The 13807-nt window shown below is 44.3% G+C and carries 16 protein-coding genes; 6 read left to right on the forward strand and 10 right to left on the reverse strand.

Annotated features, from left to right (window positions below; genetic code table 11):
• Nucleotides 1–178 precede the first annotated feature (178 nt).
• A complete protein-coding gene (locus AS034_RS05570; protein ID WP_058297798.1) occupies nucleotides 179–1384 on the reverse strand; it encodes an MFS transporter in 1206 nt (401 codons plus the stop codon).
• Nucleotides 1385–1428: 44 nt separating this feature from the next.
• Here AS034_RS05570 and AS034_RS05575 point away from each other — a divergent pair, with 44 nt between their 5' ends.
• Nucleotides 1429–1797: a hypothetical protein gene (locus tag AS034_RS05575; protein WP_058297799.1), complete on the forward strand. Its 369-nt coding sequence runs from the start codon at nucleotides 1429–1431 to the stop codon at nucleotides 1795–1797.
• Nucleotides 1798–1920: 123 nt separating this feature from the next.
• Nucleotides 1921–3030: a flavodoxin-dependent (E)-4-hydroxy-3-methylbut-2-enyl-diphosphate synthase gene (ispG, locus tag AS034_RS05580; protein WP_176716082.1), complete on the forward strand. Its 1110-nt coding sequence runs from the start codon at nucleotides 1921–1923 to the stop codon at nucleotides 3028–3030.
• A 133-nt stretch (nucleotides 3031–3163) separates the two neighbouring features.
• Here ispG and AS034_RS05585 read toward each other — a convergent pair whose 3' ends face one another.
• Complete coding sequence (locus tag AS034_RS05585) at nucleotides 3164–3529, reverse strand: DUF4190 domain-containing protein (RefSeq protein WP_032087633.1); 366 nt, start codon at nucleotides 3527–3529, stop codon at nucleotides 3164–3166.
• Between the two features lie 186 nt (nucleotides 3530–3715).
• Between AS034_RS05585 and AS034_RS05590 the strand changes: the two genes are divergently transcribed.
• A complete protein-coding gene (locus AS034_RS05590) occupies nucleotides 3716–4285 on the forward strand; it encodes a hypothetical protein (protein ID WP_058297800.1) in 570 nt (189 codons plus the stop codon).
• Nucleotides 4286–4338: 53 nt separating this feature from the next.
• On the opposite strand, the gene AS034_RS05595 is transcribed toward AS034_RS05590, so the two are convergent.
• Genes AS034_RS05595 through AS034_RS05605 form a run of 3 tightly spaced genes read right to left on the reverse strand, consistent with a single transcriptional unit; the run spans nucleotide 4339 to nucleotide 6399 of the window.
• Complete coding sequence (locus AS034_RS05595) at nucleotides 4339–4755, reverse strand: Fur family transcriptional regulator (protein WP_032087631.1); 417 nt, start codon at nucleotides 4753–4755, stop codon at nucleotides 4339–4341.
• Nucleotides 4756–4758: 3 nt separating this feature from the next.
• A complete protein-coding gene (locus AS034_RS05600; protein WP_032087630.1) occupies nucleotides 4759–5616 on the reverse strand; it encodes a metal ABC transporter permease in 858 nt (285 codons plus the stop codon).
• Nucleotides 5617–5631: 15 nt separating this feature from the next.
• Nucleotides 5632–6399 (reverse strand): metal ABC transporter ATP-binding protein, encoded by a 768-nt coding sequence (locus tag AS034_RS05605; RefSeq protein ID WP_058297801.1) that lies wholly within the window; start codon nucleotides 6397–6399, stop codon nucleotides 5632–5634.
• Nucleotides 6400–6570: 171 nt separating this feature from the next.
• Between AS034_RS05605 and AS034_RS05610 the strand changes: the two genes are divergently transcribed.
• The gene (locus AS034_RS05610; RefSeq protein ID WP_058297802.1) at nucleotides 6571–6825 is read left to right on the forward strand and encodes a DUF2624 domain-containing protein; all 255 of its coding nucleotides are present in this window, start codon (nucleotides 6571–6573) and stop codon (nucleotides 6823–6825) included.
• A 47-nt stretch (nucleotides 6826–6872) separates the two neighbouring features.
• Here AS034_RS05610 and AS034_RS05615 read toward each other — a convergent pair whose 3' ends face one another.
• Nucleotides 6873–7766 (reverse strand): deoxyribonuclease IV, encoded by an 894-nt coding sequence (locus tag AS034_RS05615; protein WP_058297803.1) that lies wholly within the window; start codon nucleotides 7764–7766, stop codon nucleotides 6873–6875.
• Nucleotides 7767–7837: 71 nt separating this feature from the next.
• Nucleotides 7838–9145 (reverse strand): DEAD/DEAH box helicase, encoded by a 1308-nt coding sequence (locus AS034_RS05620; RefSeq protein WP_032087626.1) that lies wholly within the window; start codon nucleotides 9143–9145, stop codon nucleotides 7838–7840.
• 211 nt (nucleotides 9146–9356) lie between these two features.
• On the opposite strand from AS034_RS05620, the gene vrrA reads away from it, so the two are divergent.
• Both vrrA and AS034_RS05630 read left to right on the forward strand, forming a co-directional pair.
• Nucleotides 9357–10154, forward strand: a complete 798-nt coding sequence (gene vrrA, locus AS034_RS05625) for a VrrA/YqfQ family protein (RefSeq protein WP_082641632.1) — start codon at nucleotides 9357–9359, stop codon at nucleotides 10152–10154.
• Between the two features lie 140 nt (nucleotides 10155–10294).
• Nucleotides 10295–11245: a 4-hydroxy-3-methylbut-2-enyl diphosphate reductase gene (locus AS034_RS05630; RefSeq protein WP_058297805.1), complete on the forward strand. Its 951-nt coding sequence runs from the start codon at nucleotides 10295–10297 to the stop codon at nucleotides 11243–11245.
• Nucleotides 11246–11294: 49 nt separating this feature from the next.
• Here AS034_RS05630 and AS034_RS05635 read toward each other — a convergent pair whose 3' ends face one another.
• The 3 genes from AS034_RS05635 to cccA all read right to left on the reverse strand — a co-directional run bounded on the left by AS034_RS05635 (nucleotide 11295) and on the right by cccA (nucleotide 13616).
• The gene (locus tag AS034_RS05635) at nucleotides 11295–12413 is read right to left on the reverse strand and encodes a Nif3-like dinuclear metal center hexameric protein (protein ID WP_058297806.1); all 1119 of its coding nucleotides are present in this window, start codon (nucleotides 12411–12413) and stop codon (nucleotides 11295–11297) included.
• Nucleotides 12410–13123: a tRNA (adenine(22)-N(1))-methyltransferase gene (locus AS034_RS05640; RefSeq protein ID WP_058297807.1), complete on the reverse strand. Its 714-nt coding sequence runs from the start codon at nucleotides 13121–13123 to the stop codon at nucleotides 12410–12412. Before AS034_RS05640 ends, AS034_RS05635 begins: the two co-directional genes overlap by 4 nt.
• 118 nt (nucleotides 13124–13241) lie before the next feature.
• On the reverse strand, nucleotides 13242–13616 hold the full coding sequence (gene cccA / locus AS034_RS05645; RefSeq protein ID WP_032087622.1) for a cytochrome c550: 375 nt from the start codon (nucleotides 13614–13616) through the stop codon (nucleotides 13242–13244).
• Between the last annotated feature and the right edge of the window lie 191 nt (nucleotides 13617–13807).

The following is a 13807-nucleotide window of genomic DNA, read 5'->3' on the forward strand; positions in this document are numbered from 1 at the left end:
GACATTAACTAACAAAAACCCCATACCATTTTTAAACTATTTTTGAGTTTACGTAAATAGATTTCTGTGCAAATTTACAATAGGTTAATAAAAGGGGATTTTTATTACATTTACATTACAAATTATAATAATTATAAATTAATAAACACCCGTTTTTCATGGATATATTTATTACTGCCTATTCCTTGATGAGATTATTTATTTTTACTTTCCCCCGATGGCCAGCGAGCATGTACAAAAGAATATTCACCGCAGAGAATAGAAAGGTAATGATGTACATACCGGTATCATTTTTCATCCACGAAGAGTATGCAATCGGTCCAAGTGCAACTCCATGAAACCTTGCAGCTCCGTACATACTTACCACAAACCCTCTCTCTCCTTCCTCCACACTTCCGGTAATGAATGTGTTAAGTACGGGAAGGATCAACCCTAATCCTCCGAAACATGCGGTGAGGAGGAAAAGGAGCGCACTCAATGAGTGAAAGAATACCAATATACCCAGCGGGACACTCATCAATCCCAATCCCCATTTTATGTAGTACCATCCCCGTTCTTCATCCGTCTTAATCCTTTTTCCGCTCCAAAAGGAAGAAATCGTCATGGCTCCCAGCGGGAACATAAATGTAAATCCTTTAAAAAAGCCGTCGATGTGAAAAGTATTTTCAATATGGTAGGAAAGGAAGAACAGGATGCCGAATAATAGGAATAAGCCTATTCCGCCTATCGCATATAGAGGGAGAAACAATTTCCATTTCGTCATCATTACAGATGCAAGATCCCTTGCATACTTTTTCACTCCCTGTGTATGTTTTTTTTCATTGATAAGCTCCAAGCTGCTTTTCAGACCAAAGAGAATCGCTAGACAAAGAAGGGGAAAAACCCAAAATGCATGATTCCAGGTCAGGAAAATTGTCAGGCCCGCACCGATAATCGGGGCCAACACCTTTCCCATGCCGTTAAATACTTCCAGTGCCCCCAAAACTTTGGATCGCTCTTCACCATTGTAAAGATCACCTGCCAACGCGATCGCCAGCGGCGCAGTGCCGGCAGCCCCAACCCCCTGAAGCCCCCTTCCTCCCATGAATAGGAAAGCCGGGTCTTTCAGCCATACACTCACGGCACATAAAATACTTCCAGCCAAGATGGTCCATAACGAATATCTGATCAGGCGATTACGCCCGAACCTGTCTGATAAGAAACCTATGAACGGAATGCAGACTGCTGCAGGAATTGTAAATGAACTTAATATCCATCCAGACCACCTTTCATCGATATCAAGCCCCTTCTCAATGCTCGGCAGAATGGGGATCAGCATGGAGTTGCCGAGTACCATGAGAACCGGAAGCAATCCGATCACGGTAACCAGTTTTTTGTTCGTCATTGCCTTTGTCTCCTTTACCCAACTTCATTTACAGGAGGTTCATTATGAAACGGATGTTTATTTTCTTCGGTATTATCATTCTTCTTTACAGCGTCTATTATGATTTAAATAAGGGTACTTTAAATTTATTAACCGAAAAACATTCCACCGTTGTAACCGCCCGCCCGCAGAAAATGGAGAAAGAAGATGTTGAATCTGTGCCCCTGCCCTCCGGACCCGATGTATCCCAAAAGTATGTCGAAAAGGAAATCAAACCAGGCGACACTGTGTTAAGCCTCGTAGAAGAATCACTGCAGGGCAGGCTGCCCGTCTCCATCGAACAGGTCGTCTCGGACTTTGAAGAGCTGAATGACACCACGCCGGGTAAGATCCAGATAGGCAGGACGTATAAAATTCCTCTATATGCCGACTGACTTCTTCACTGCAGTACACCTAATTCTTGTCAATTGATGCAAAACACTGTTACAATGGCTTCGTATTATTTATAATGTATAGTTGAAGAACCTTTCTAAAGGAGCGAATTACACTTGAGTGAAATTATACATCGTTCAAAAACACGTCCAGTAAAAGTCGGGGACTTAACAATCGGCGGAAACAACGAATTAGTTATACAGAGCATGACGACCACCAAGACTCATGACGTTGAAGCGACAGTAAAGGAAATTCACCGTCTTGAGGAAGCAGGATGCCAGGTTGTCCGGGTTGCGTGCCCAGATGAGCGGGCGGCAAATGCCATCGCTGATATCAAGAAACAGATCAACATTCCGTTAGTCGTGGATATCCATTTTGATTACAAGCTTGCCTTGAAAGCGATCGAAGGCGGAGCGGATAAGATCCGGATCAATCCGGGGAATATCGGACGCCGCGAAAAAGTGGAAGCAGTCGTAAAGGCTGCGAAGGAAAAAGGCATCCCTATCCGTATCGGGGTGAATGCGGGAAGCCTGGAAAGAAAAATTCTTGAGAAATATGGCTATCCAACAGCCGACGGCATGGTTGAGAGTGCGCTTCATCATATCAAGATCCTTGAGGACCTTGATTTTCACGACATCATCGTTTCAATGAAGGCATCAGATGTCAATTTAGCCATTGAAGCTTATACGAAAGCCGCTCAGGCGTTTGACTACCCTCTTCACCTTGGGATCACGGAGTCCGGAACGTTATTTGCCGGAACCGTAAAAAGTGCGGCAGGTCTCGGAGCCATCCTCAGCCTCGGAATTGGTAACACGTTAAGGATCTCCCTGAGTGCCGATCCTGTGGAGGAAGTGAAGGTTGCCCGCGAGCTGTTGAAATCTTTCGGTCTCGCTTCAAATGCGGCAACATTGATTTCATGTCCTACATGCGGCCGTATCGAAATCGACCTGATTTCAATCGCCAATGAAGTCGAAGAATACATCCAGACCATTAAAGCACCAATCAAGGTCGCAGTGCTCGGCTGCGCGGTCAATGGACCTGGTGAAGCCCGCGAAGCGGATATCGGGATTGCCGGTGCACGCGGGGAAGGTCTCTTATTCCGTAAAGGAAAAACCGTCCGGAAAGTTCCTGAGGAAACAATGGTCGAAGAATTGAAAAAGGAAATCGACAAGATTGCACAGGAATACTACGATAAGCAAGAAGCAGAGAAGAAAGAAAAAGAAGGACAATTATAAAGAAAAGCTCCAGCGCCTTGTTCAGCCCCCATTTGTTTCACGGGCCCGGCGCTTCATTAAAGCAAAGAGGACTGATCACTCAGTCCTCTTTTTACTTTTTTAAAACGCTCCCCATTTTAAAAAAGTGATTTATTTAAAAGAAGGGCAGTACAAACAGTCCAACGATGATTGATACTGCGCCTATCCCTATTGCCCATGCCCCAAGAGTTTCTGCTCCCCGCCTTCTGGCAACGAATCCGAGTACAATCCCGGCCGCCCCCATGATGACTGGGAGAATGAAAAGGGAAAGAATAGATAGTGCAAGTGCCGAGTATCCGAGCACCCGCCCTGAAGTCGTGCTTTCCTCTGCTGCATCTTCCTCAAAATCGCGGCTTACGTTTACCGGCGCAGCGATTTCTGCAGCCGTTTCTTCATTGAATTCCTGGTCTCTGTCCAAAATTTCCGGATTGTCGTAATATACGTCGATCTCTTCACGATCTCGATGTCGTTCATCTGCCATACAGCAATCCCTCACTTTCGATGTTTGGGAGCCTTCTTATTGTTTGTCACGGACTGTATTTTACTATGCTAATGTTTGTCATTTATGTAAGATGTACTTTTCTGCATCGAGCAAAACTTAGCCTTATGGGATAAGCTGTTATGTGTTACACTTGAATAAGTTTGGATAAGAGGAGCATGATAACGCATGAAACGCTTTGGAATTGATATAGACGGCACTGTAACGTCTCCGGAATCTTTACTGCCTCATATAAATGATTTCTTCAATTTAAATCTTACTTTAAATGATATAACTCAATACGAACTGACTAAAGTACTTGATATTTCCCCGGAAGTCTTCGGCAATTGGTTCAAAGAAGCTGAACCGCTTATTTATAAGCAGTCACCGCTCGCTTCAGGGGCAAAGAAAATCCTTGATGACTGGAAAGAACATCACGAACTGTACTTCATAAGCGCCCGTCCATCAGAGCTTCTTCAATTGACCAAAGAATGGTTTGATGCAAAGGACTTGATGTATCATCATATTGAATTGATCGGTTCTCATAATAAAATTGCAACCGCACAGAAACACGATGTCGACATCTTTTTTGAAGACAAGCATGACAATGCAGTCATGATCAATGAGGAGTTGAACATCCCTGTCATCCTCTTCAATACCCCTTATAACCAAACGGCCATCCCTGAAGGGGTCATACGCGTGAATGACTGGATGGAAGCCAATCATTGGGTTCAAAATTGGCTCCGCAATAGTAAATAATAAAAAAGCCTTGGACACTACTAATTGTCCAAGGCTTTTTTTATGATTACAGATCACTGGCACTGGGGGCACTTTCCGTAAATTTCAAATTTATGGCCTGAAATATCATAACCTGTTTCTTCAATGCTCTCTTTAAGTGCATCCATCGGGCATGTGTGAATTTCCTTAGTTTTGCCGCAGTCCATGCAAATGAAATGGTGGTGGTGATGGCTGCTTTCACAGGTAAACCTGAAATGCCTTTCCCCTGATAACTCTGTTTCTTCAAGGATCCCGAGTTCGACAAATAAACTTAAATTTCTATAGATGGTGTCAAAACTCAAGGATGGATAGTCACTTTTCATATGTTCCAGGACATCCTTCGCCGTAAGATATTTATTGGAATCGGAAAACAGTTGAAGCAGTTCCTGTCTTTTGCCCGTATGTTTATATCCTTCAGATTTTAAAAGGTCCATTGCTTGAGTTACATTCATTTTTTACACCTCTGCTTTTTCAGAATGCCTGGATGAAATGATCTTCTTTACGGCTATGGTAATCAATAATATAAGAATTGCCGTGACGACAATCGTTCCACCCGGGGCAAGATCTAAATAAAACGCGCTGATCAATCCAACGACGACGGAGATTTCCCCGAACAGGACAGAAAAGCCGATTGTCTGCTTGAACCCCCTTGCGATCCGGATGCTCGCTGCAACCGGAAGCGTCATTAGTGATGACACCAGCAAGATTCCTACGATCCTCATCGAGGCAGCTATGACCAATGCCACCATCACCATGAAAATAAAATGAATTGCTTTAGCCGGAATCCCGGATGCCTTTGCATGGTCTTCATCAAAAGAAAGAAGGAACAATTCTTTATAAAGCAGGAAGATCACAAGTATGACCACAATGCTGATCCCTGTAATCAGATATAAATCACTCCTGCTCACTGCACTGACACTTCCGAATAGATAACTGAATAAATCTGTTGTAAATCCGTCAGCGAGTGATATGAAAATGACCCCGATTCCGATTCCGCCGGAAAGGATGATCGGGATGGCGAGTTCCTGATAATGCTTATACAATGTCCTCAGGCGCTCGATGAAGAGGGAACCCGTAACGGAAAAAAGCATTCCGAAATACAGCGGGTTAAGTCCCTGCAGCGATGGAACCGTCTTGCTGAAGTACAGACTTGCCGCAATCCCGGATAATGTTACGTGACTGAGAGCATCCGCTATCAGTGAAAGTCTCCTCACCACAATGAACGCCCCTAACATCGGAGCAATGATTCCAATCAGGATCCCTGTAAGAAAAGCATTTTGTAAAAATTCATATTGAAAAATTGCCTGAAGCACCCGCTTTTCCTCCAATCAATGGTGTTCGTGCTGCAAAAAGTGGACATCGTGCCCATAAAACGAAGACATCTCACCTTCTCTAAGCTGTTCGAATTCTTCCGTCCGCCCGTGAAAATGCAGATGTTTATTCAAACATGCGACATGGGTTACTTTATTGGAAATGGAGCCGATATCATGGGTCACCAGTAAGAGTGTGATTCCCAAATCCTTATTCAAATGATCGAGCATGTCATAAAAATGCTGGACATTTTTACTGTCCACCCCGACTGTCGGCTCATCCAGGATCAACATATCCGGCTTGCTGACAAGAGCCCGCGCAATAAATACCCTCTGCTGCTGGCCGCCGGATAATTCACCGATGTTCCTCTTTGCGAAAGGGGTCATCCCCACTGATTCGATTGCTTCCTCGATGTCTTTTCGATAGGTATAGGACACCCTCCTGAACAATCCGGCTTTTTTTGATAATCCGCTGGCCACAACTTCCTGTACCGTAGCAGGAAAGCCGGTATTGAAACTATTTGCTTTTTGAGAGACAAATCCGATGCGGTCCCACTGCCTGAATTTCTGCTGCGGGGTCCCGAACAATTCTATATCCCCCTGCTTCACTCTCAATAGACCGAGCATAAGCTTCAATAAGGTCGATTTACCGGAACCATTCGGACCGACAATGCCGAGGAACGCACCCTGCGGGATGGAAAGATTTATATCTTCGAGCACCCGTTCACGATCGTATCTATAGCTCAGGTTTTCTATTTTTATTATAGGAGTCTGTCTTTGTTCCATTGTATTCAACTCTCTTTTTAAGAATCATTACGATTTAAAGCACTTAAGAAAGTATACAATATGGGAAATTGATTGTAAACTGCAGTGCTTCCCGTTTTCTCTTTTTCTCCTTTAAAAAAATGTCACTTTCTTCACTGAAGTCACATATGTATTTTTTGAGGAGTGATTTGAATGAAACTATTACAAAATGTGATCAATCATAAGATCAATACGATCAACCGTGCAGAATTGCTTAAGTATGCCAATCAATACAATGTTTCGTTGACAACCAAGCAGGCAGATGCGATTGTTGACAAAGTAAAAGGGAAAAACATCAATATCTTTGATGACTCCGGCAGGAGCAAACTGGTAAAGGATCTTGCTAAAGTAATCGGCCCTTCCAAAGCAAAAGAAATCAATCAGCTTTTCATGCAGCTGATCAGATAAATACTTAAAAAGGAGGCTGCTTCAATACGAGAAGAGCCTCCTTAAAATTATTGATTTTCAATTTTGGTCAAAACGTCTTCATCAAATTGCTGATTACGGAGCATATCGATCTCAAATTTGTAAGGGGCCTTTTTGTTTTTCTTATCTTCCCCTACATAAGGCGTCTCGAGAATCTTTGGCACCTCTGACAGCTGAGGATGATGGACGATATAATTCAATGCCTTAAATCCGATTTGGCCGAAACCGATATTTTCATGACGGTCTTTCCTCGCACCTGTCGGATTCTTGCTGTCATTAATGTGAAGGACCTTAAGTCTGTCGATTCCGATGATCTTATCGAATTCTTCCAATACACCATCGAAATCTTCCACTATATTATACCCTGCATCATGGGTGTGGCATGTATCGAAACAGATCGACAGCCTGTCATTCAATTCCACTCCATCAATGATCTGAGCGAGTTCTTCGAAGGACCTTCCGCATTCAGACCCTTTGCCAGCCATGGTTTCAAGGGCAATTTGAACAGTGTGATCTTTCGTCAATACTTCATTCAACCCTTCAATGATTCTGGCGATCCCTTTATCTGCTCCGGCACCAACGTGGGCACCCGGATGAAGAACGATTTGACCAGCACCGAGCGCTTCTGTACGGTCGATTTCAGACCTGAGAAAATTAACACCCAATTCATAGGTCGCCGGATTGGTTGTATTCCCGATATTGATTATATAAGGGGCATGTACAACAATATCTTGAATATTGTTTTCCTTCATGTGCTGCAGGCCTGCTTCAATATTCAAATCCTCGATTTTCTTCCTTCTTGTGTTCTGAGGTGCACCGGTATAAATCATAAACGTATTGGCACCATAGGATACAGCTTCCTCACTGGAAGCAAGCAACATCTTCTTGCCGCTCATTGAAACGTGCGATCCAATCTTGACCATTCTCCTCAACTCCTAAGAAAATCTCTTCGTCCATTTTATCGAATGTGTGAAAATGAATCACGTCATATGACTTATTTGCTTCTGTTTTTCTTTCTTCTTTCTTTCTTTTTGATTTGTTCCATCTTGTATTTCATTTTCTTTTTGTAACCAGGCTTTACATTCTTGGGTTTACGCACAAGGGATTTTGCTTTTACATCAATTTCATCCGCCCCTGTCTTCTGGCGGCTTTTTCTCTTATTCAATGCCGGGAGCTCTATCCATTCACCCTTCTTCAGTTCCATGTTTTTGAATGAGATACCCATTTTTTCTAGACGGTTCAATGCATCTTCATCAGACGGTTCATAAATCGTGTATGCGATTCCTGAATTACCCGCTCTTGCTGTACGGCCAGATCTATGCACATAAAAATCCAGATCCTGAGGAAGTTCAAAATTGATGATGTGACTGACACCTTCAATATCGATCCCTCTGGCAGCAAGATCAGTCGCAACGATATATTGGTAATCAAGGTTGCGCACCTGCTTCATCATCTTTTTGCGCTCACGGGGAGAGAGATCGCCATGTATCCTGCCGACTTTCAGCCCTTTCATGATCAAGGCATTTGCCACTTCATCCGCATTTGACTTTGTATTGGTGAAAACGATCCCTAAATATGGGTTGATTTCCACTAAAAGATCGTACAGGACATTCACTTTGTCACGGCTTTTTTTCGGAATAATGATGTGTTCGATGTTCTTTGCCGAAATCCGTTCCGGCTCCACATGGGCATACTGTGGATTTTCCATGTACTTCTTCAAGAAAGGCTTCAGTTTTTCAGGAATAGTTGCAGAGAAAACCAGCATCTGCAGCTTTTCAGGCATTTTTGCGGCAATCTGATCGACATCTTCGATAAAGCCCATATCAAGCATAAGGTCTGCTTCATCAATCACGAGCATTGAAGCAGTATGAACAAACAGCGCCTGCTCCTTTACAAGGTCATTGATGCGCCCGGGAGTTCCGACCACGATGTGCGGCTGGGTCTTCAGCTTTTCAATCGTCCTTTGTTTATCCGTCCCGCCGATAAAGCAGCGGGAAGTGATTTCGCTGTTTTTCGTGAGTTTCAGGACTTCTGTATAAATCTGCTGAGCAAGCTCCCTTGTCGGTGCTGTGATGACAGCCTGTACCTGTTCAGCTGAAGCGTCTGCCTTTTCAATGATGGGCAGCAGATAGGAATGTGTCTTTCCTGTTCCTGTCTGTGACTGACCGATCGCACTCTGCCCCTTCAGGATCAAGGGAATCATTTTCTTCTGGATCTCAGTCGGTTCATAGAAACCCAGTTCTTCTATCGCCCCGATAATAAAGGGTTGAAAGTCATATTCCAGAAATAAGTTCTTTTTCATCTGTTTCATCTCCTTATTGATAATATTCTTCTATTTAAACGTAAGTAGTCGTCGTTATATTTTAAAGAACATCTAATCATTATAATAAACTTTTCCTAAAACATCTAGTTACACTTTCAGAGATTCGCTCAATTTGATTCTATCCCCTTTTCACGCAACTTGCATACTCTATAATGATATAAAGTATTTTCAGCGAAAGGAGGCAGGCAGCATGCCGCCTAGATTACGAATGAGAAGGCAGAACCAGCAGCAGGGCAGCCCTTTCGGAATGATGCCCCGGGGCATGGGAAGAAGACCGTTCGGCCAGCAGCGTGAAATGAGAAATCAGAACCCTTTCGGAATGGGAAACGCCCAGCCATCTCCCTTTCAGATGGGTCCGCCAATGAATGGATTCATGGGCCAGCAGGGACGGCCGCCAATGAACATGCAGGGTATAGGTGGTAGACCGAGAAATGGGGGCGGAGGTGGGCCGAGAAAAGGGCGCGGAGGTGGACTCCTGTCGAAGTTATTAAAAAAAGGTGATCGAAACAATGGCCAGGGCCAGGCACAGGGAAATATCCTTCAGCAATTCAGCAGGGGGGATTCAGCAGGAGCAGCTTCGGGATTTGAACGCAGTCCGGCAGCAGGGGCAGCTGGCGCATCAACAATCGGCAGCCTGCTTAATCCAGGGATTATCACCTCTTTTCTCACAAATACTCAGCAGGTCCTGAATGCAGCTCAGCAATTCGGCCCGATGATTTCACAGTACGGACCCATGGTGAAGAATATACCGGCACTTTGGAAGCTTTACCGGGGAATCAAGGACTTTTCGGCAGACGACGCTTCTTCAGGAGACGGCCCTAAAGAAGAAGCTGATGAGAAAGACGGTTTAAAGGAATCAGATGAAAAACCGTTAAAGAAGAAAAAGAAAAAAACGAAGAAAAAAACGGAATCAGCAGAAGGATCGGGTGATCATCTTCCAAAGGAAAAACATTCACAAGGAAGCTCGAAGCCCAAATTATATATATAATACCCAATCCCTCAGGCATGCCTGTTTGCAGGGATTTTTCTTTTGTCTTGAAAAACTGCCCCCCCTTCTCTTTGTCAGAATATCCATTCTCCTTTATAATAGAATCACAACCTTTTCTCAAAGTAGGAGGATTTTCATAGATGGATATTATTAAGATAACTCCGAGGGGCTATTGCTATGGTGTTGTTGATGCAATGGTCATTGCAAGAAACGCCGCTCTCGACAAATCGCTGCCTCGTCCGATTTATATACTGGGGATGATCGTCCACAATAAACACGTCACTGATGCATTTGAAGAAGAAGGCATCATTACGCTCGACGGAAAAAACCGAAAAGAAATCATCGAACAGGTAAATGAAGGGACGGTCATCTTCACCGCGCACGGAGTCTCACCTGAAGTGAAGGAAATCGCAAGGAAAAAAGGTCTTGTCACACTTGATGCCACCTGTCCGGACGTAACGAAGACACATGACCTCATCCGGGCCAAACAAGCTGAAGGATATGATGTCATCTACATCGGCAAGAAGGGGCACCCCGAACCCGAAGGTGCTGTAGGGGTCGCTCCCGATATCGTCCACTTAGTGGAGACAGTTGAAGATGTAGAAAAATTGACCATAGAGAATGACAAAATCATTGTGACGAATCAGACGACCATGAGCCAATGGGATGTTCTTGACACAATGGATAAAGTGAAAGAGATGTTCCCGCACGTTGAACTGCATAAGGAAATCTGCCTTGCAACCCAGGTGCGGCAGGAAGCGGTAGCGGAACAGGCAGGCGATGCAGATGTGCTGATCGTCGTCGGTGATCCCAAAAGCAATAACTCAAACCGTCTCGCTCAGGTATCCAAAGAAATTGCCGGAACGCCGGCCTACAGGATTTCAGATATCAGCGAGCTCGATATCGAATGGATCAAGCAGGCAAAAGTTGCAGCGGTCACAGCAGGGGCTTCAACTCCTACGCCAATCGTAAAAGAAGTCATCAAATTTCTTCAGGCGTTTGATCCGGAAGATGAAACGACCTGGACAAGGGAAAATAGTGTCCCGTTGAATAAAATTCTTCCAAAGGTAAAGAAATCAAAGCTAAGCTAAAATAGCAGAAATCCCCCCGGCAATTATGCCGGGGGGATTTCTATTGGAATTACATGAATGTAAATGGGTTCGTATTTGCCTTTGAGGCAAAAATATTTACGATATATCCTTTTTCTGCACATTTTTTCGCTAAATACTCCGCAACCCCATCCTTCATGACCTTCTCAATGTGATGGCCGGCATCCACGACATTCAGCCCCATCATCATGGCATCATGGGCAGTGTGATAGTAAATATCACCTGAAACAAATGCATCTGCGCCCTGCCGCTTGGCCGCAGAAATGAATTTATTCCCGTCACCACCCAGAACGGCGACTTTTCTCACTTTCGCTTCCATATCCCCGATGACCCTGATTCCGTCCATGCCGAAGGTTTCCTTAACGGCCGCGGCAAATTGTTTCAGTGGCACTTCCTCCTGGAGCTTTCCTATCCTTCCAAGCCCGGTGGCTTCTCCCTTATTTTCAAGGGAATAAATATCATAGGCCACTTCTTCGTACGGATGGTGGGTGAACATTGCTTTCAGAACCTTTTTTTCAAGTGAGCTGGGGTAGATCGTTTCGATCTTTTCTTCACGGACCTCTTCAAGTTTCCCCTTCTGGCCAATATGGGGATCTGTTTCTTCACCAGGCAAAAACCTGCCCGTTCCTTCCGTCGAAAAGCTGCAGTGTGAGTAATTCCCGATGTGACCGGCACCTGCTTTGCCCAATGCATTCCTCAGCTCTTCACTGTTCTCCTTCGGAACATACACAACAAGCTTTCTTAGTTGTTCAGAATGGGTTGGAAGCAAAACAGTCGTTTCTTGAAGGCCAAGGGCATCTGCCAGAAGATCGTTAACCCCTCCGGAAGCCACATCCAGGTTCGTGTGGGCTGCATAGACAGCAATATCATGTTTGATCAACTTTTCAATCCTTCTCCCTTGATAGGTGTCGGTATGGAGGGACTTAAGCGGCCTGAACAATGGCGGGTGATGGGCAATGATCAATTTGACATTATTTTTAATCGCTTCATCCACGACATTCTCAAGTACATCCAAGGTAATCATGACATTTTCCACTTTTTCATTCAGCTTCCCTATCTGCAGACCGATCGGGTCACCCTCTTCTGCCAGATGTTTCGGTGAGAACTCTTCAAAGAGTTGAATGATTTCGTGTCCGTTTACCGTTTTCATTTGGAAAGAGCCTCCTCAACCATTTGAATTTTGTGCATTAATTCAGCTTTTCTTTCATTCAATGCATGTGTTTGCTCTGCCTTTTCCATGTTGGCCAGTATATTTTTCCACTGTGCACTCTCCTGTGTCCATTTCTTACTGAACGCATCATTTCGTTCCTGCATTAAGAAAGGACCGAGCAGGAGTTCTTTTTGGCGTTCGTCCAATGAGTATGGACGTTCAGGTTCGCCCTTGTCGGCAGTCAGTATTTCATACACCTTGCCGTCTTCCTCGATTATTTCTTCGGCCGTCAGCTCCCAGCCGTTTTGGAGAAGCCACACCCGTATCGATTTGGCACTGACATTCGGCTGAAGGATCAACCTTTTCACAGAGGCAAGCTTCTCTTTTCCCTCTTCCAATATAGAAGCGATAAGAGCTCCGCCCATCCCTGCTATCGTGATGCAATCCACTTCCCCCGGTGCTACGACTTCAAGTCCATTGCCAAGCCTGACCTCGATTTTATCGTCGAGGCAGGCATCTTTCACCTGCTTCTCTGCTGACAAATACGGCCCTTTCACGACTTCGCCTGCTATGGCCGATTCGGCTATTCCTTTTCTCACTGCAAAACAGGGAAGATAAGCGTGATCCGATCCGATATCAGCAATTCTGGACCCTTCCGGTATATATGAAACGACCGTTTCTAAACGTTTGGATAATTGTTCGATATTCATGACTTCACCTTTTTATTTTGATTTGATACTTAGTATGTACGTTTTACATTCTATCTGACTTTCTTCCATAAAAAAAGTCCTTTGCCCCAAGAGACAAAGAACCTTTTAAGCGTATACATTATTTAAGTGATTTGACCCACTCAGCCATTGCATCGAGATTTTCGTCTGCAATCAGGCCAGCCGGCATCGGAGACTTACCGTTCTTGATGATTGTTTTAATCTCATCAACAGACTTGTCCGTTCCTTTAAGGGCAGGACCCATGCCGCCTTCATAGTTTCCACCGTGACAAGACAGACAGTTGTCCTTGTATGCTTGTTCCGGGTCGAATTCGCCGCTTGAAGCCTGTTCGCCTTCTCCGCCTGCTTTTTCGCCGTGTTCCGCTTCTTTCGCTTTTTCATCAGCATTGTTCAGGCCTTCAAGAGACATGAAGAATACAAGGCCGATCCCCATAGCCATGATCAGAATGAATGGAATGATTGGATTACGATTCATGATTTAACCTCCTTTATGTACAACATCCAAAATAGTGCTAGTAAACACCTTATATTTTACTTTAAAAAGGGACAAAGGAAAAGTCCTATAGATTAACTTTTCCATCTTTCTCACAAATTAGACACATTTGTTTGTTTTTCTTATCCTTACTATTTGAATTGCCGCTGTTGGTTTCCGTGCAGGACTTTACT

The sequence above is a fragment of the [Bacillus] enclensis genome (assembly GCF_001456935.1).
Taxonomy (GTDB): domain Bacteria; phylum Bacillota; class Bacilli; order Bacillales; family Bacillaceae_B; genus Rossellomorea; species Rossellomorea enclensis.

What these genes read in the sequence shown, in the direction of transcription:
- AS034_RS05595 (WP_032087631.1), bottom strand. Translation starts at nt 4,755, where the DNA reads ATGAATGTAACTCAAGCAATGGACCTTTTAAAATCTGAAGGATATAAA.
- AS034_RS05640 (WP_058297807.1), bottom strand. Translation starts at nt 13,123, where the DNA reads ATGAATATCGAACAATTATCCAAACGTTTAGAAACGGTCGTTTCATAT.
- AS034_RS05610 (WP_058297802.1), top strand. Translation starts at nt 6,571, where the DNA reads ATGAAACTATTACAAAATGTGATCAATCATAAGATCAATACGATCAAC.
- AS034_RS05585 (WP_032087633.1), bottom strand. Translation starts at nt 3,529, where the DNA reads ATGGCAGATGAACGACATCGAGATCGTGAAGAGATCGACGTATATTAC.
- vrrA (WP_082641632.1), top strand. Translation starts at nt 9,357, where the DNA reads ATGCCGCCTAGATTACGAATGAGAAGGCAGAACCAGCAGCAGGGCAGC.
- AS034_RS05635 (WP_058297806.1), bottom strand. Translation starts at nt 12,413, where the DNA reads ATGAAAACGGTAAACGGACACGAAATCATTCAACTCTTTGAAGAGTTC.
- cccA (WP_032087622.1), bottom strand. Translation starts at nt 13,616, where the DNA reads ATGAATCGTAATCCAATCATTCCATTCATTCTGATCATGGCTATGGGG.
- AS034_RS05615 (WP_058297803.1), bottom strand. Translation starts at nt 7,766, where the DNA reads ATGGTCAAGATTGGATCGCACGTTTCAATGAGCGGCAAGAAGATGTTG.
- AS034_RS05590 (WP_058297800.1), top strand. Translation starts at nt 3,716, where the DNA reads ATGAAACGCTTTGGAATTGATATAGACGGCACTGTAACGTCTCCGGAA.
- AS034_RS05605 (WP_058297801.1), bottom strand. Translation starts at nt 6,399, where the DNA reads ATGGAACAAAGACAGACTCCTATAATAAAAATAGAAAACCTGAGCTAT.
- AS034_RS05620 (WP_032087626.1), bottom strand. Translation starts at nt 9,145, where the DNA reads ATGAAAAAGAACTTATTTCTGGAATATGACTTTCAACCCTTTATTATC.
- AS034_RS05630 (WP_058297805.1), top strand. Translation starts at nt 10,295, where the DNA reads ATGGATATTATTAAGATAACTCCGAGGGGCTATTGCTATGGTGTTGTT.
- AS034_RS05570 (WP_058297798.1), bottom strand. Translation starts at nt 1,384, where the DNA reads ATGACGAACAAAAAACTGGTTACCGTGATCGGATTGCTTCCGGTTCTC.
- AS034_RS05575 (WP_058297799.1), top strand. Translation starts at nt 1,429, where the DNA reads ATGAAACGGATGTTTATTTTCTTCGGTATTATCATTCTTCTTTACAGC.